At 52.2% G+C, this 16,077-nt stretch carries 16 protein-coding genes; all 16 read right to left on the bottom strand.

The features are described 5' to 3' along the window. Window position 1: 1 nt before the first annotated feature. The 16 genes from HN413_16085 to HN413_16010 all read right to left on the bottom strand — a co-directional run bounded on the left by HN413_16085 (window position 2) and on the right by HN413_16010 (window position 15,932). Window positions 2–1,237, bottom strand: coding sequence for a hypothetical protein (locus HN413_16085; GenBank protein ID MBT3391919.1), 1,236 nt, complete (start codon window positions 1,235–1,237; stop codon window positions 2–4). 247 nt (window positions 1,238–1,484) lie between these two features. Beyond that, entirely contained in the window at window positions 1,485–2,378 is an 894-nt protein-coding gene (locus HN413_16080) for a site-specific DNA-methyltransferase (GenBank protein MBT3391918.1), read from the bottom strand. 1 nt (window position 2,379) lies between these two features. Next, window positions 2,380–2,901 carry a hypothetical protein gene (locus HN413_16075; protein MBT3391917.1) on the bottom strand — a complete coding sequence of 174 codons (522 nt, stop codon included), beginning with the start codon at window positions 2,899–2,901 and terminating at the stop codon, window positions 2,380–2,382. A gap of 84 nt (window positions 2,902–2,985) precedes the next feature. After that, window positions 2,986–3,585, bottom strand: a complete 600-nt coding sequence (locus HN413_16070) for a DNA-3-methyladenine glycosylase I (GenBank protein MBT3391916.1) — start codon at window positions 3,583–3,585, stop codon at window positions 2,986–2,988. Further along, window positions 3,582–3,758, bottom strand: a complete 177-nt coding sequence (locus HN413_16065; protein MBT3391915.1) for a hypothetical protein — start codon at window positions 3,756–3,758, stop codon at window positions 3,582–3,584. The genes HN413_16070 and HN413_16065 overlap by 4 nt, the downstream gene beginning before the upstream one ends. Window positions 3,759–4,012: 254 nt before the next feature. Then, window positions 4,013–5,047 carry a GHMP kinase gene (locus HN413_16060; protein ID MBT3391914.1) on the bottom strand — a complete coding sequence of 345 codons (1,035 nt, stop codon included), beginning with the start codon at window positions 5,045–5,047 and terminating at the stop codon, window positions 4,013–4,015. A 2-nt stretch (window positions 5,048–5,049) separates the two neighbouring features. Then, window positions 5,050–5,763 carry a sulfite exporter TauE/SafE family protein gene (locus tag HN413_16055; protein MBT3391913.1) on the bottom strand — a complete coding sequence of 238 codons (714 nt, stop codon included), beginning with the start codon at window positions 5,761–5,763 and terminating at the stop codon, window positions 5,050–5,052. Between the two features lie 256 nt (window positions 5,764–6,019). Then, window positions 6,020–6,220, bottom strand: coding sequence for a hypothetical protein (locus tag HN413_16050; GenBank protein ID MBT3391912.1), 201 nt, complete (start codon window positions 6,218–6,220; stop codon window positions 6,020–6,022). Window positions 6,221–6,370: 150 nt separating this feature from the next. Next, complete coding sequence (locus tag HN413_16045) at window positions 6,371–6,940, bottom strand: M48 family metallopeptidase (protein MBT3391911.1); 570 nt, start codon at window positions 6,938–6,940, stop codon at window positions 6,371–6,373. Window positions 6,941–7,023: 83 nt separating this feature from the next. After that, the gene (locus HN413_16040) at window positions 7,024–9,504 is read right to left on the bottom strand and encodes a DUF87 domain-containing protein (GenBank protein MBT3391910.1); all 2,481 of its coding nucleotides are present in this window, start codon (window positions 9,502–9,504) and stop codon (window positions 7,024–7,026) included. A gap of 73 nt (window positions 9,505–9,577) precedes the next feature. Next, a complete protein-coding gene (locus tag HN413_16035) occupies window positions 9,578–11,683 on the bottom strand; it encodes a hypothetical protein (protein ID MBT3391909.1) in 2,106 nt (701 codons plus the stop codon). Between the two features lie 95 nt (window positions 11,684–11,778). Then, a complete protein-coding gene (locus tag HN413_16030) occupies window positions 11,779–12,108 on the bottom strand; it encodes a cupin domain-containing protein (GenBank protein ID MBT3391908.1) in 330 nt (109 codons plus the stop codon). Between the two features lie 65 nt (window positions 12,109–12,173). Beyond that, window positions 12,174–13,268, bottom strand: coding sequence for a phospholipase (locus HN413_16025; GenBank protein ID MBT3391907.1), 1,095 nt, complete (start codon window positions 13,266–13,268; stop codon window positions 12,174–12,176). Between the two features lie 145 nt (window positions 13,269–13,413). Next, complete coding sequence (locus HN413_16020; GenBank protein ID MBT3391906.1) at window positions 13,414–13,836, bottom strand: YjbQ family protein; 423 nt, start codon at window positions 13,834–13,836, stop codon at window positions 13,414–13,416. 236 nt (window positions 13,837–14,072) lie between these two features. Next, window positions 14,073–15,179, bottom strand: coding sequence for a M23 family metallopeptidase (locus HN413_16015; GenBank protein MBT3391905.1), 1,107 nt, complete (start codon window positions 15,177–15,179; stop codon window positions 14,073–14,075). 3 nt (window positions 15,180–15,182) lie between these two features. Further along, the gene (locus HN413_16010; GenBank protein ID MBT3391904.1) at window positions 15,183–15,932 is read right to left on the bottom strand and encodes a TerC family protein; all 750 of its coding nucleotides are present in this window, start codon (window positions 15,930–15,932) and stop codon (window positions 15,183–15,185) included. Window positions 15,933–16,077 lie beyond the last annotated feature (145 nt).

Here is a 16,077-nt window from a genome sequence, read left to right as displayed (position 1 = left end):
ATTATTCGTTTACCAGTTGAACACATGAATGGAGATCGTATTTTTCAAGATCAAACTCTGCCAGAATGTCTGGAAGGGCTGGGCTGTCAATTTCCGTTGAGTTGGGGGGCAACGAAAAAGACTGATTATTTTGTGTCTCGCTTTGGGCGTAGGCGCGCGCTAACTCTAGCCAGCAACTCAGGGTCAGGTTTGTTCCCGGCCAATGCACAGGGTCGCTGACATCGAGAAAAGTGGTCAGTGTTTGCTGCGGGGGGAGTTCAGCTTTATTCCCCAACATCAGAATTCGGATAAATTCCACCCGCGTTTGCGCGAGCGCCATTCCATAATCGACTTTAATTTCTTCAACAACTTGATCGATTTGAGCCGAATATTCATTTGCGCGTTGCGGGGTGTCATCTTTGAATTCGGAGCCGTCCCAGGCGAACAGCCATGCCGACTGTATGGGAATCCCGGTTTCATATTGGGCAGGATCGTAAACCCAGATATGCAGGGGATTGCCTGAATGAAATATGTGCCAGGGTTGAACGACGCCGGGCAGTGTGGCGGTGATATCCACGACTTTGTAGGTATTTTTGAGTTCAAAGAAATGCAGCGCAACTTCGCCATATTCCGGGCAATCTTGAGCGCAGTATTGATAGGCAACAGCAAATTCGGGCAGCCCATTTTGGTTGATGTCGCTCCATTGACCGTTGAACCCCAGCATCGAGCGGGTTTCGGGGCTGAGTTCGGCTTCCCCAATCAGGTGTTCAGGCGGCGCATCCCAATTGACGGCTTCGCAGTTAATTGGAAAGGTGTAGCCGCTGCCCGCGGGGTAGCTTGGCGCGGTGAAATAGCGTAATAGCTCGTTGTTGTTGGGTTCATAGCGGGTGAAGGCCAGCCGACAAATTGCCGCGCCGGGATCAAGCCCGGTATTGCTGAATAGATAAGCGGAATAGATGTAGTCCTTTGGCCCAATGGTCGATGACGCAGCAATTAATGCATAGCCGCGGTTTTGCAGATCGGTGGAGAAACTATCCTCCTTGAGCGGTGCAGCGGTGGGCAAGGGGGCTGTGGGCGCGGTTGTCGGGTTGGCGTTTTCTTCGGTGCTGGCCGGTGTTTGTGTGAGGTTGCTGGCTGGCTGCGGTGTGGATGCTGGCAATACGTTTGCTTCGGTCAGCGCTGCGTTTAGGGTTGCGCGGGCATCGGGTTTTTCACTTGTGGGGAGATTGCAGGCCAATGTAATGATGATTAACACCATCAGGGGTAGCAGCAACAAACGGGGGGCTGAAAATCTAGAGCGCACAGAGACAGAAGAGAATTTTGGAGTATGAGTTTCGTGAGATGGCAATTTATGCATAATTTCTTGTTGTCGTCAAAAGAAGCGTGAACAAATGTGGTAATCAGATGTTTTCTCACAAGGAAACCAGGAATGCAGGAAGGAAAATTCATGGTTTCCTGGTTTCCTTATGAAAAATTTAGTGTTCACATTACCTTTGACCAATACACTATTCATAGTTTTCTGAATTGAATGCAGTAATGCGTTTTTGGGCAATTTCTTTATAGGCAGCATCAATCTCGTAGCCGATATAGTGCCTGCCGCTCTCTATGGCGGCCAGTGCGGTCGTGCCACTGCCCATGAAGGGGTCCAATACAATATCTCCCGCGAAGGTATATAGCTCAATCAGGCGGCGGGGCAGTTCAATGGGGAAGGGAGCCGGATGCCCGATGCGGGCTGCCGACTCGGTGGAAAATTGCCAGACGCTCTTGGTGCATTCCAGAAACTCATCGCGTTCGATGGTTGCTTCTCGCCCATTATTTTCTCGTTTAAAGCGTCCCTTTGAGAATACCAGAATATATTCATGCACATCGCGCAGTGTAGGATTGCTAGGGGAGAGCCAACTTCCCCAGGCGGTGGACGAGCCTGCACTGGAGCCTTTATCCCAAATAATTTCACCGCGCATTAAATAGCCAATCTCGATCATGATTTGGGCGATGAACCCGTTCAGGGGAATATAGGGCTTGCGTCCCAGATTGGCGATGTTGATGCAGGCGCGCCCCCCGGGGACAAGCACCCGCCACGTTTCGCGAAAAACAGCGTCGAGCAGAGTCAGATACTCCTTCAACGTCAGGTCGTCATCATATTCTTTACGGGCGTTGTACGGGGGTGATGTCACCATCAGATGCAGGCAGCTATCTGGCAGTTGCGACATTTGCTCGCTGGTGGTGGTGAAAATCTGATTCAAATATTTCGCGGGAATGGGGTTTTCAACATAGGGCGTGGTTGTATCTTCTTCAACCTGGTGAGCATACAAGCGGCTGCTATAGAAATGGCTCGAATCGTGACTTATTTTTCCGCGCGTGCCGAAAGCTGATGTTTGCGTAGCGCGTTCGGAGTTCATTTTATTTCTCCAGGTCAATTAGCGCAAAATTATCGGGGGGTGAGCGGCGTTCTTTTTCGGCCTGTTCTGAGCGCCAGAGTAATTGCCCGCTGAGTAAGGCTACGGCAAACACAAACAGTTGCCGCGGGGTGATGGTTTCTCCGGAGACGATCACCTCACGCGGTGTTTTGAGTAAAAAACAGCGCTGGCGAATTGCATCGTCGGTAAATTTATTGATTTCAAATTCGTTTAGAATAATCCTGCGGATTTCCATAATTTGAAGAAGATCACTGAATTCGTTCGGTGCGATCAACCCCAGCGCGTAGGCCGCACGAATTCGGGTGTCGAAATGGCTCAATGCTCCACTGGAATTCAATAATTCTTCAGTATTATTTGTGTCGGGGACAAAATAACTCGCCAAGAGCCGTCCCAGATAATTTTGCAGGTAGGTTGAACCTAAAATCGCAGCCGAGCGGTCGCTATTATGTTTAAATTCGCCAATTATTTTTTGCCAGTTTTTTGATTTTTGTGTGCTATTTTGCATAGGTTGCTCCTGATTGCAGGCTCAAATTGACCAAAATTTCCGTATGATATTATTCCAAATGCTCGTTGGGCTGCGGTTATTTTCTTAGCTTTTCTCTGGAGTTTTGAAAGCGGTGACTTCATTATACCGATAGCAATTTATGAGGTGATCGTTGACCATGCCCACGGCTTGCATGAAGGCATAACAGATCGTGGGGCCGACGAAACTGAAGCCGCGCTGTTTGAGCGCTTTGCTCATAGCTTGCGACGCGATAGTTTGAGCGGGGATTTGCTCGAGTGAAGACCATCGGTTCACGATGGGAGTCCCGTCAACGAAGCCCCACAAAAATTGACTGATTGAACCGGCCTGTTCCCGAATTTGAAGGTAGGCCTGCGCATTTTTGATGGCTGCGTTGATCTTCTGGCGATTGCGCACAATGCCGGGATTTGCCATTAACTCAGCAAATTTGGCATCATCATAACGAACGATTATTTTGGGATCAAAGTTGTCGAAAGCGTGGTAATAGTTTTCGCGCTTGCGAAGAATTGTGATCCAACTCAGGCCAGCCTGCGCGCCATCCAGAATCAACTTGGCGAAGAGTTGCTGGTCATCATACACGGGCACGCCCCACTCTTCGTCATGATAGGCAATATACAGTGGATCGTCTCCCGGCCAGGAACAACGATGGAGAGTTTGTTGGCTCATTTTTTCTTGGGAAAAAGTCGTTTGGCTTCACAAAGATTTTTCTTACGACGGGCGACACGTCCGCAGTTTTGGCAAACAAATTCACCATTCCGTACCAGCGTTTTGTAGGCCTTAAATTCTTTTTTGATGACGCCTTCTTCCTTGAGTTCACAAAGAGTTTTGTTGGTTTTCATGGATTTGCCTCATTTTTGAAGATTCTGTATTGGTCAACAAGAGCTTGAACATTAAGTTTTTATGAGGAAGCCAAGAATTACCCAAAAGGGCACAGGCCATGAATTTTTCTTCCTGTGTTCCTGGTTTCCTAATAAAATGGCATTCAAGGTAATGTAGATGACTACACAATTTATGAATATTTATTGTCGTGCCTGGCGTGAAAAGTCATCCGGTAGATGCCATTATACAACGAAGATTATGCACTGACATCAATTTACCACACCTGCAACCCATGCTGATCTAACGTAATCGGAATGATCCGAAAATCAGGGTGCGCCTGCGAAATATCATCCAGCAGCCCGCGTTTGGCTGTTGGCCCTCCTGTGCACAGCAGCGTCAGGGAACCTCCATCGCCCCCAGCGCCGTTCACCTTCCAACCTGTTGCGCCATGCTTTTGGGCAATTTCAATCACTCGCCGGGCATCCTTGCTAACCAAATCTGGGTGCAGGCGCGCCTGGGCGGCGGTGTTAGCGTTCATTGCCTTCCCAAAAGCTGAAAAATCGCCCGCGGCGAGTGCATTTCGGGCAGTTGTTGCCAGGGTGCGTAACTCATTAAGCGGGGCGCAATCTGCCCCAGCATTTTCAAGTTGGGTGATGACTTTTTGATGCACGTTTGAGGATTGGTGTGACTTACCAAGATAGACCAACGCCAAACGCGCCTCTAACTCAGCAAGAACAGCGGACGGGGGTTGGAGTTGAGCGACGGAAGCGAGGGGGTAGTGAATCATCTCGATGAAATTAATCCCGCCATACGCCGCGCAAAGCTGGTCTTGAATGCCGCATTGCAAACCCAAATCCTGAGTTTCCACCGCTTGAGCCGCGGCGGCAACCTCGTGGGATGTTATGTGTCCCGGGGTCAATGCATCCAACGCGCCGATTAGCGCCACGGTCACCGCAGCTGAGGTGCCAGTACTCCCGCCGGGCGGCGCAGCGCAGTGGATGGTGATCTCAACCGCCACATCTTCAGGAATCCCCTCTCTGCGGATAGCCGCTTCGAGCAAGGGATGCTTCTCCCAGCCCGGTTTGGCGGGATCGTAGTCGTAGACATCCCCGAAATTCGCCACGCACAGTCTGACCGGCGCGGGAAAATTTTCACGCGGGTAAATATTGATCTGCACCTGGGCATAGGGCGAAACGGCGATATTGAAAATACTGCCATATTCGGCGAACCAGGTATCCGTCCAGCCGCCAATGTCACAGATGCGGATGGGGGCTTGCGCATGAATGGTAGAAAGAGGGGAATCGGGCATGATTACACGATCAATCGTAACCCAATCACGACCAGCAAGGCCAAAATGATCTTGCGGAAAGTCTCCGCCTGGATGATGCTATCCAGGCTGGTTCCGGCGAAGATGCCCGCAGCGATAGCGGGCATCGCGAGCCAGAAATAATGCCACACTTCGGGGGTCAGGTTATGATTGAGGGCATGACCGCTGAGGGTAAAGGTGCTGGAAAAGACAAAGAAGCCCTGAAGATTGCTTTTGAACTCGCTTGGTGACCAGCCGCGGCTGGTGCCATATAAAACCACTGGCGGCCCGGAGGTGTTATATGCGCCGCCGATCAGCCCGGCCAGCAGGCCAAAGACGAAGCCCCAGGCCGGGTGCGCCAGTGTTGGCAGGCGGATATTCAGCAGGGCATAGAGCGCATACCCTGAAATTAGCGCGCCCAAAATCCGCAGCACAATTTGCTCATCCACCAGGCGAAGATAAATGAACCCGATCGGAATTCCCACCACCGCGGCGGCGATTACCCGCCAGATGGCCTTCCAATGGAAGACATGCCGGTAATGAAAGAGCAGGTATACCTCCAAGGGGATAACCACCAGGGCGACCAACGGCGTGGCGACATGAATACTGAGAATGGTGGGCAACAAAGCCATCGCCACCAGCGCCGATCCGAAACCGGAGATACTCTGGGTGAATACGGCTAAAAAGATGATGACGATGACGATGAATTCTTGGGGCATGACGTATTTTTCGTGAGAAAAGCCGGAATTGATTGCTTCCTGCTTTCCTGGCTTCCTTAGGGCTGCGTGTTTATGCTCAACGTATGTACAGTATTGTACTCGCTCCTAAAGAAAAATTCTGGCTAAAATAGGACTTACGCAAAACGATGAAAAATATCCCCCTATTTTCGGGTTTTCTTTTGCGAAAGTGCATAAGTCCTGTTAAGCTAAAACACCGCTCAAAACTTCTGAGCGGTGTTTGTGGGCAAATGGATGCTTATGCTTTTTTCTTGAGCACGGGCAAGCCGTTTTTGCTCTCGGAAACTTCGTAGGCAGCCGGAACTGCGTCTAACGCACCTTCGGCTTTGACTTCTTTGGCGAAGTAATACAACGTTCGTTCTTTGCCGGTTGATGTGGTGGAAGTCTTTCCGTGCAGGAAATAGGTTTTTCCTTTTGAGTTGGTAAAACTGAATGCCATAGTTTTCTCCTTTTTTATGAAGGGAACAACAAAATGATCAATAGATTTGATCAATTCTGAGTCTGGATAGAAATCATATTAAGTATATAGCACTCTTGCCAAATAATCAATGCGTAAAAATACGGAATTGGAGTGGATATGTCGGAAAATTTAGTCATCTTCATAGCTTTGCCCCTGAGCAAAACCCATGCCCATGACGAAGCCGCGCGCCCGCTCGGTGAGGGGATAGCCTTCGGTGAGCGTGTGCCAAAACTCCGGACTGTGATCGGCGTGCAGGCGATGGACGAGTTCGTGCGTGATGACTGAATCGATGACCCACTGCGGCCAGTCTTTGATCTTATCGCTGATGCGGATATGCCCATCGGTGCTGCCGCCGTTGGTGCAACTTCCCAGGCGGGTATTCATATTACTCACCCAGCGGATCGCTCGCCATTGAATGCGCCCGCCGAAGCATTTTTTGTTGAGATATTCGGCGCGCTCCTGGAGTTCGGCATCTGTGCGGCGCTCGGCCAGTTTTTCGCGTTTATCCAATTGTTGGCTGATCTGGGTGAGAATATCCTTAAGTAAGGTTTTGGGCAGGCGATAGGGGACGCGCAGCAAGATGGAGCCATCCGGTTGAGGCTGCCAGCGCGAAGATTTCTTCAGGCGTTTATCGCGACGCACCAGCACCTTGACTGGCTGGCCGTCTTTGTCTTGGATGGTGTAGGTTTTTTCGGACATAGGTATAACGCAAAGACGCGATGGTGCAAAGCCGCAAAGTGCTTGATTCATATTCTGCGCCTTCGCGTCTTTGCGACTTTGCGTTAAGAGTTTCCGAACCCCGGTAGTTCGATCGTTTGGCCGCCGACTTCAACAATATGATAGGGTATCCAGGCGATGCCGAAGAGTTCGAGTAAGATGTCTTTTTTGTAGGGGCGCACGGGGATTTCGGTCAGCGCGTTGGCGAGGTCGCCCCATTTGGTGTTGATTTCCTGGGTTGCGTTTTCTTGCTCGTGCTGCAAAACAACAATTTGACGTTCGTATTCATCAATGGCTTCCAGCGATTCTTCTACGTCGGCTTTGGATTGCTCGGTTAAGCGGCGTTTGGTCAGAGAAGTCGAGAGTCGTTTGCGGCGGCGGCTGAGTAGGCTGAGCACATTTTCGGCGTGTGTACCGTATTCTTCCATACGGCGGTCGCGCAGTTCGGCTTCGTCTTGCCGCAACTCACGCTCTTCACGTTTCAGGCGGTCTTGAATCGTCCCCAGTTTTTTATTATAAGCATCTTCGACTTTCTTGATCTCTTCATCGCGTTTTTGGCGGGCGGCTTCAGCACACTGGCGGCGGAATTCGGCTTGCGAGGCCTCCGGCCCGGCGAAAATGTCCAGGGTTTCATTGGCGCGCACGCTGACTTCGCTGTTGTGATACATCCAGTCGCTGAAGTCTGTTTTCATGGCGCGCACGATTTTGCTATCGGAGAGCGGGGCTTCGATGGCGACGAAACGCGCCCCGGGCGCGGCATCGCGCTCAAGAGTGCGCGGGTCAAAGGGCGCAACCTGCCAGTCTTCCCAGTGGGCGGTGCCGCGGCGGTCGGGTTCAGTCACCAGGGCGGCGCGGCGGATTTCGTGATCGAGATTGTATTTGCGTTGCATGAAACGCACGCTGGCTTGAGCGATCAGCGCCGGACGGTAGAGCAGCCCCAGGGATTTCGCATCGTTAGGCAGCGTTTTTCTGGAGACTTTGGCGGCCTGGGAGAGAGTCAGGTTATGGGGCAGGAAAACTTCCTCGATGCCGGTTGGCGCGCCGGGGCGGGTGGATGAACCGGACTCAGCCCGGGGTTGGGCCTTCGCTTCGGGAGCAGGCACCGCCCCCGAGGGAGTCTGCGCAGCCTGTTTGGGAGCAGCACTTGCCGCGGGCGGCAGGCTGGCTCCGGCCAGTCGATTCAAATCCCCAATGCGAGTGCGGGTCAGCGGCCCGGCAAGATAATTCATCGCCCAGCGCGTTTGGAAGGCTTGTGGGTCTTTCTCGTGGATATTGTGCAGCAGAAAGACGCGCTTATCGAGCGTCGAAATCAGTTTGTCGTAATGTTTGCGGTTCATGCCGGGGGCGGCGCCTTGCAGGCCGTCGAGCAGGCGGTTTTTATCATTTTCGGTTTGCAGTTTGCCGATGAACCAGCTCCCGGCGTTCGAGAGGGCCTTGTAATCGAGATCGGCGGGGTTCTGTGTGACGAGTACCTGCCCAACGCCAAAGGCGCGCCCTTGTTTGAGCATCCGTAGCATGAGCGGCTTGGAGGGTGGGTTGGCGACCGGCGGCATATAACCGAAAATCTCGTCGAAATAAACGATGGCGCGCAGACCGCTGGTGCCGCTTTGGGCGCGCATCCAGGTTTCGACGGCGGCATAGAGCAAGGCCACAAAGAACATGCGCTCGGCATCATTGAGATGGGCGATGTAGAAAACGCTGTGGCGCGGTTTTCCATCAGGTGTGTAGAGCAAGCTGGGGATGTCGAGCGGCTGGCCTTCGATCCAGGTTTGGAAGCTGGGCGCCGCCAGGATGTTATTGAGCGTCATAGCTAGCCCGAAACGCTCTTTTTTTGGGAAGAAGGTATCGATGTCAAAAACGCCCAGTTTGGGGAAGGGTGGGTTTTGGGTTTGTAGAATCAACTCGCCAAGGTCGAGGCTTTTGCCCTGGCTCCAGGCGGCTTCGAAGATGTTGCTGAGTAAGATGTGCTCGCGCGAGCGCACCGGGTCGAGATCGCTCAGGCCCACTAGCCCGAGGATGGCGGTGACGGTGCCCGAAATTTTTTCGCGCAGCAATTCGCGGTTTTCGTCCCAGGGAATTTCGGGGGCGCGCAACGAAGCCAGAATGCTAACCGGGATGCCCGCATCGGAGCCGGGGGTGTAAACGGCGAACTGAGCCGCATTTTTTAGCGCCCGGATGCGCTCTGTGTCGAGACCCCATTCGCTGAGCCCTTTTTTCCAGGTTGCGGCGGTTTCGCTGGCCGCCTGATCCACGCTCTGCCCGGCGCGGCGGGCTTCGTCGGGGTCAATCCACGGCTGAAAGTCGGCAGGCAACAGATCGGGAAAGTGCAGTAGGGCGTTGGTGATGTCGCCTTTGGGGTCAATCATCAGGGCGGGGATGCCCTGCAAGGCGGCTTCTTCGAGCAGGTCAATGCACAGGCCAGTTTTGCCGGAGCCGGTCATCCCGACGACGACGGCGTGCGTGGTCAGGTCGGCGGGATCGTAGAGCAGGGGTTTATTCTCGCCAGTGAGGCGTCCGAGATAGAATTTGCCGTTAGTGTTTAACATACTGTCTCCTGAATTCTATGAGGAAGCCAGGAAAGCAGGGAAAAAGTAAAAAAACCTGGTTTCCTCATAGAATCTAATAAAGACTACAATTTAGTTTCGAGTTAATTGTCTCCAAAAGTGCATCGCGCTCTGCAGATGTGTCGGTATCTGCTTCAATGCGCTCCCAGGTTTCGCAGAGCATCGGCCCCATGAATTGGTTAATCTTCAACGCTTCGAAGGTCAGTTCTTCGGCGCGGCCCCAGCGCCCAATATGCGCGTAGCCTTCGATGAACGGAATCCGTTCGGAGGCATGGTTCGGTGAGTCATCCAGCGTGAAAGCAACATCGCCCAGTTCGGCCACGCGCGGCCAATCTTCGCGCTGGCGGGCGAGATCGGCCAATTCAAAATAATAACACCAATTCTCTGGCTGGGGGTATTGCATCAGCATCGCGGGCAGGGAAACATTCGGGTTTGGCTCGGTAAGGATACGCGCAGGGTCTGAGTAGGGCAGCGTGTCTTTGACAAAATCCGGCAGTTGGGGGTAATAATGATCGCGGTCGTTATCCATCACGCGCAGGCAGGCGGGTGGGCGGTGATAAATCACAACGGATTGCTCCGGCGCGCCATGGAAGGGATAAAAACGGTAGGTGCTGGCGAAATATTTGCTGCCTGCCACCACCGGCTCGTCATCGCCGAAGCGCAGGTCGATATAGAACATATTCAGTGGTAGCGTCCCTTCAGTAAAATCGGGTCTGTAAGTCCAGTTGAGCGGTGCAGTCAGCGAGTTATCCGTCGAGCGGTTATTGGGCAGTTCATTGGAGAGAATTGCTGTGTTGGGCATCAAATCTGGGATGCGCGTGGTGAGCTGCTGGAAAAATGCAATCTGATACTTCCAGTCGCGGCGGTAGGTAATGGCGTTCTGGTTGTGCTGCCCGACTGCCAGGCCAACCATCAATGCCAGAATCAGCACTTTGACTGGAGCGCGGCGGAAGATGAGATCCATCAGCGCGGCGACGAGCAGGCTGGAACCCAGGATCATGGGGAGCAGCAGGCGGTCGGCAGGGAAAGCCAGTTTGGGGTCCAGATCGGTGACCCAGAAGGGTAGCGGAGCGATTACCAGAGCTGCTGCGCCTAAAATCAGAGTTTCTTGCCTCCAGGCGGGATTCTCGTCGGCGCGGTGCGTGAAAATCAGGTAGAGCAAAACCCCCAGGCAAACTACAAGAACAATGCCCCAATAATAGAGTTGCGTACGTGGTCCGAAGAGCGTTGGATCGGGGAGTTTGAAAATGGTTCCCCAGGCTCCAAAGCCGGAGGCCAGTAGATCGGAGAGCCAGGCCCATAAGTGCAGCAGAAAGCCGCTGCCCGGTGAAGCGCTGACTTCGTTGAAGACCGTAATTTCGTAGTTAACGCTCTTCGAGATGGCAAACCGCCAGCCAAAGACCGCTGCCAGCGGGATCAGATAGGGCAGCCAATCCTTAAACGCCCCCAGCACGCCCGACCAGAAGCGTTTATCGGTTCTGCGGATCAGAAGCCACAAAATCACTGGTCGGATGAATTCGAGGCCGTAGTAGTATTCGGTGGTGAACATCGTCACCAGCGAGAGCAGCAATGCGCTGCTCGTGTAGCCCCAAAAGTGTTTGCGCGTTTGTACGGCTTTGACCATCAGCCCCAGCGACAGGAAAAACGTCATCAGCGGGAAGATATGGCGGCTGTTATTGACAGCCACAAATTGCTGGTTGAATCCGGGGTAGACGAGGAAGAGCAGGCTGACCCAGATGACTGGAGATGAATAAAACGCGGATTTCTCGGATGCAGCGGATTTGTGCGAATTTTTTTTATTTATTAGTCCGCGAGAATTTATTTGATTCGCGTTATCTGCGGGCCAAATCTGCGCCAGCGCCCAGGTCAGGGCAAAACTTCCTAAAATGCGCCAGCCCAGGTTGTAGACCTGCCATAGCACAGGATTCTCGCCGGCCAGGAGCGACCCTATGAATAGAATCACCCCAGAGATAGGCCGATGCTCCACATCAATTTTGAGCATCCCCTGCGGCCCCATGACGTTTGCAAACCATATCCAGGGCCAGTCATCCCAATAAAATCCCATCCAGTAAATATGCAGGCCGTAAGCTGTGATGCCTAATATCAGCAAGACGGCAAAAAAGGCGGATGGTTTTTGAGCGAATTTTTGCAATCGGGTCATGTTAGTAGTTGTGTCCAGGGGAGAAACAAACCGCGGAGTACACGGAGAAATATGTCTAAAAAAACTCTGCGATCTTTGCGTTCTCCGCGGTGAATTTATTCAAACTTGTACTCTTCGCGCACAGGGCTGAAGACGTCAATTACTTTGACCGGCTGATCGAAAGTGCGCGCTTCATGCGCCACGCCGCCGGGGATAATGTAGACATCGCCGGGCTGTAAGGTTTTGGTTTCGTCACCAATCGTGAATTCGATTTTCCCTGCAATCACGGTGCCGACTTGTTCGTGGGGGTGGTTGTGACGTGGCAGGTGGGCGTTGGCATCCAGATCGACCATGGCTACCAGCATGTTTTCGCCCCAATAGGTGCGGGCGTTGATGCCGGGTACGAGTTCTTTAGGGTCGCGGTTTTCTCGGTTGTAGAAATACATGGGGGCCTCCAGTTTCAAGTTGAAAGTTGCAGGTTAAAGGTAATCAGCACGCTCCAATCAAAAAATCATTTATTCGCTATCGCATATACACGCTCAAACTCGGCCAAATACTGTGCCGCAACTTCGGGGTTGTGGATGATGAGGGTATTTTCGTCATTGCGTTCTTCGGCGCTGCGGCTGAAATTATAGGAACCAGTGATGACGATTTCACTATCAATGATAATGACTTTGTGGTGTAGGTTATTGGGATTGCCATCCAAATGTACATCTATCCCGGCTTCGGTGAGGGTATCAAATTCACCGCCCGTGTTGGAGTGATATTGCCGTGTTTCCATCACCCCGGCGACATCAACACCCGTGTTGGCGCGCCCAATCATAGCGTCGGCAATCGGGTCAGATGTGAACGAGAAAGCCATAAAATAGATGCTTTCCCGCGCATTTTGGATGAGTTCAATAATGCGGTCGGCGGTATGGTCATCGGGCGAAAAATACGTTTCGATGCGCGTCCCATTGACCTCGAGGCTGGGATGCGGCGTACGGGCGGCGATATAATCCCCAAAGAGTTGGCTGCTGAACATTTCTTCAAATTCGGCAAGATAATTCTCCGCCAGCCGTGGTGATGCGATGCGCAGCAGATTGTTATTATTTTTATAGGCTCCGTTGACGGTCATATTCATCGAGCCAGTCCAGGTTTCGTAGTTATCAATGACGATGAATTTATTATGCATCAGGCTCTCGCGCTGATCGTCAATCGTGGGGATGCCCGCGTCCACCACGTCCTGAATTTCGTCTTCGTCGAGATAATCGCTCTCGGTGACCAGGCGCACGCTCACGCCGCGTTCGTGCGCGTCGATAAGCGCGTCGCGGATGCTCCATAAGTTGAGATCATATAACGCAGCATCTACGCTGAAGCGCGCCGCGTCAATCGCGGCAACCAGCTCGTCATCGGCTCCGCCGCGGTATGTGCTGGCGGAAGGGCTGTCGGGATCACTGAAATAAACAGTGATCCATTCGGCCACGGGTACAGACTCCTCCGGGTTGGTTTCGGTACTGGTAGGCAGCGGAACCAGCGCAATTGGTGTGACGGGGGTACACGCGGAGAGAAAAAATACCAGTAATAAACCGAAGATTATTTTAGAAAAGACCATTTTTATATTCAAGTGTTGTTTCCTACCTTAGCAAAGATATTAGCGCAAAGCCGCGAAGGCGCAAGAAGAATAAAAACGTTGCGGTTCCACATCTTTGCGCCGCGTGTGCCCTAGGGTATTGCGTTATAAACTTACCTGATGTGAGTAGCTGCTGATGCTATGATGCACCCAAACAGCGGATCAATACTTTGCGCCGATGGCCGCGCGTTCGGTGCTCAAAGAGATAGACACCTTGCCAGGTACCCAGGCTGAGGCTGCCATCATCAATCGGAATGCCCAGACTGGTATCGGTGAGCATAGCGCGCATGTGGGAGGGCGAATCATCGCTGCCTTCAAGTGTGTGACGATACCAGGCCTGATTTTCCGGTGCCAGGCGCTCCATGTAGGCTTCCAGATCAATGCGGGCGGTAGGATCATAGCTCTCGCTGATGATCAGCGAAGCGCTGGTATGCTGGATGTATAAAAAACACATCCCTTCAGCGATTTTCCAATGGCGAATGCGAGCCTGGATTTTGTCGGTGAAGGGATACAAGCCTTTGCCACGCGTTTGAACTTCAAGAGTATCTTTATACCAATTCATAATCGTTTTTTAGCAGAGAGCCGAAAATTGGATGGTCTCCTACTTAAGTGTTGCTATGGAACACCGGCTCACAAATTTGCCGCAGAGTGCGCCGAGAACGCCGAGAAAAGCATTGTATGTGACAAAATTCTGCGGCCTAAGCGCTCTCCGCGTTTTTTTTCTAGCAACGCCCTGCGGAGGTACCACCGAAAATTGTGAGCTACTCTATCTACTTACAACTTTCAACTCTCCACTTTTTATTGCACGTAATTCAGCGGATTCACTTTTATGCCGTTGAATACCATCTCGAAGTGCAGGTGCGCGCCCGATGAATTGCCCGTATTCCCCAGCGCCCCGATCACCGTCCCCTGGAAGACGCTCTGCCCACAGCTAACACCCACTGCACTGAGGTGCGCGTAGGCCGTTTGCCAGCCGGTGCCGTGGTCAATTACGATCAGGTAGCCATAGCCGTAATCGCTCCACCCGGAATAGACGACGACGCCATTATCTGCGGCGAAGATAGCATTGCCTTCTGCTCCGCCAATGTCAATCGCGGCATGCACCACCGGGTCGTAACTATAGCCAGAAATCTGATGGCTGCCGGTAGGCCAGACAAAAGTGTACGTGCCGATTGCGCCCTCGTAAACGGAACCACAGTGACCCGAACCGTAAAATGCTGCCGAAGCCGGATTTGAACGCGTAATTGCGGGCGGCCCCCAGTCTTTGATGGCGCGCTGTCCGTCGGGGATGATCAGCCAGGTGCCGGTTTCAATGCTGGCGCTCTCGGCGGTTGTTTCGGTAATATCGAAGCGATTGCCAGGGTATTCGATAATCAACTGGGGGTCAACTTTGAAGAAATTTGCCACCGCACCGAGGGTGTCGCCTTCTAACCATTGGTAGTATGTGCCATTGATCGGCAAAATATTGAGTTCTTGCCCGGCTTTGACCAGATGAGGATTATCTTCCAGCGTTTCAAAGTTTCCCCAAAGAATCGTTTCGGGTTTGAGTTGATATTTGTCGGCGATGCTAAAAAGGCTGTCGCCCTGTTCAACGAGATAGGTGCTAACGTCTACCGTGGGGCGTTCGGGGATTACGGTATCCATTGTGGCGACGCGGTTGATGCCCACCCCCATAGGGGATAAACTGGCGCTTAGAGGGGGCAAACCCACCCCAGGGTTGGTCTGAATTTCCACATTGGGGGTAGGTTCAGCCTCTGGGGCAGCTATCGGAACCGGATTCGCGGCAGCTTGTTGGGCCTGATAATAATCCCATCCCACCATAGCCGCCACGAGTACCAGACTCACGGCGGTAATATTTACAATGATGATCGTAAGTACCCGGATCGTTTTTTGAGCTTTGATCATAGTTTATTTATCTTCTTTGATGTAGGCCTGACGAAGTTTGACAGGGTCTTTCTGGGGGGTTCTTAGCTTTTGGTTGAGCATTTCAACCAGGAAGGAGAAGCCCATCGCAAAGTAGGTATAGCCTTTGGGGATGTGGAAATGCAGGCCCTCGGCCATCAGCGAGACGCCGATCAGCAGCAGGAAACTGAGCGCCAGAATTTTAAGCGTAGGCCGGTCGTTGACATAACCGCTGATAGGGCCAGATGCGAAAAGCATGATACCTACGGCAATGACAACAGCCGTGACCATCACGGCTAAATCATCGGCCATGCCCACCGCAGTGATGACGGAATCGAGCGAGAAAACAATATCGAGCAGCATGATCTGGATGAGAACCGCGGTAAACGAGGCCCTAACTTTTGCCGAAGACTCGCCCTCGTGCCCTTCAAGTTTTTCATGAATCTCGATGGTACTCTTGGCGAGCAAGAATAAGCCGCCGATCAGCAAAATGAGATCGCGCCCAGAAACACTATGCCCGAAAACGGCAAAAATTGGGGCAGTGAGCTTGGTTAACCAGGCCAGCGAGAAGAGCAGCAAAATGCGCGTCAGCATCGCCATAATCAGGCCCAACTGACGGCCGCGGGCTTGCTCTTTTTGTGGGAGTTTGCCTGCTAAGATCGAAATAAAAATAATATTGTCAATGCCCAACACAATTTCAAGGGCAGTCAGCGTAAGTAATGCAACCCAGGCTTGGGGGTCAGAAATCCATTCCATATTCGATACCTCGATTTTCGTTTGAAATACGGGGCAGAGTCTAGTACAAATCAGGCGAAAAGGCAATATGTGTATACGATATAATCCCGATATTGTATGAATTTTGAAAAGGATGACGAATGATAACGACAATTTTCTTGTTAAT

This window comes from Chloroflexota bacterium (assembly GCA_018648225.1).
Lineage (GTDB): Bacteria > Chloroflexota > Anaerolineae > Anaerolineales > UBA11858 > NIOZ-UU35.
The sequence above is the reverse complement of the archived record's forward strand: the minus strand, read 5'-3'. Positions and strand labels throughout refer to the sequence as shown.

Excerpts from the sequence above, each read along its gene's own strand:
- HN413_16085 (MBT3391919.1), bottom strand. The coding sequence starts at position 1,237 with ATGGTGTTAATCATCATTACATTGGCCTGCAATCTCCCCACAAGTGAA.
- HN413_16080 (MBT3391918.1), bottom strand. The coding sequence starts at position 2,378 with ATGAACTCCGAACGCGCTACGCAAACATCAGCTTTCGGCACGCGCGGA.
- HN413_16075 (MBT3391917.1), bottom strand. The coding sequence starts at position 2,901 with ATGCAAAATAGCACACAAAAATCAAAAAACTGGCAAAAAATAATTGGC.
- HN413_16070 (MBT3391916.1), bottom strand. The coding sequence starts at position 3,585 with ATGAGCCAACAAACTCTCCATCGTTGTTCCTGGCCGGGAGACGATCCA.
- HN413_16065 (MBT3391915.1), bottom strand. The coding sequence starts at position 3,758 with ATGAAAACCAACAAAACTCTTTGTGAACTCAAGGAAGAAGGCGTCATC.
- HN413_16060 (MBT3391914.1), bottom strand. The coding sequence starts at position 5,047 with ATGCCCGATTCCCCTCTTTCTACCATTCATGCGCAAGCCCCCATCCGC.
- HN413_16055 (MBT3391913.1), bottom strand. The coding sequence starts at position 5,763 with ATGCCCCAAGAATTCATCGTCATCGTCATCATCTTTTTAGCCGTATTC.
- HN413_16050 (MBT3391912.1), bottom strand. The coding sequence starts at position 6,220 with ATGGCATTCAGTTTTACCAACTCAAAAGGAAAAACCTATTTCCTGCAC.
- HN413_16045 (MBT3391911.1), bottom strand. The coding sequence starts at position 6,940 with ATGTCCGAAAAAACCTACACCATCCAAGACAAAGACGGCCAGCCAGTC.
- HN413_16040 (MBT3391910.1), bottom strand. The coding sequence starts at position 9,504 with ATGTTAAACACTAACGGCAAATTCTATCTCGGACGCCTCACTGGCGAG.
- HN413_16035 (MBT3391909.1), bottom strand. The coding sequence starts at position 11,683 with ATGACCCGATTGCAAAAATTCGCTCAAAAACCATCCGCCTTTTTTGCC.
- HN413_16030 (MBT3391908.1), bottom strand. The coding sequence starts at position 12,108 with ATGTATTTCTACAACCGAGAAAACCGCGACCCTAAAGAACTCGTACCC.
- HN413_16020 (MBT3391906.1), bottom strand. The coding sequence starts at position 13,836 with ATGAATTGGTATAAAGATACTCTTGAAGTTCAAACGCGTGGCAAAGGC.
- HN413_16015 (MBT3391905.1), bottom strand. The coding sequence starts at position 15,179 with ATGATCAAAGCTCAAAAAACGATCCGGGTACTTACGATCATCATTGTA.
- HN413_16010 (MBT3391904.1), bottom strand. The coding sequence starts at position 15,932 with ATGGAATGGATTTCTGACCCCCAAGCCTGGGTTGCATTACTTACGCTG.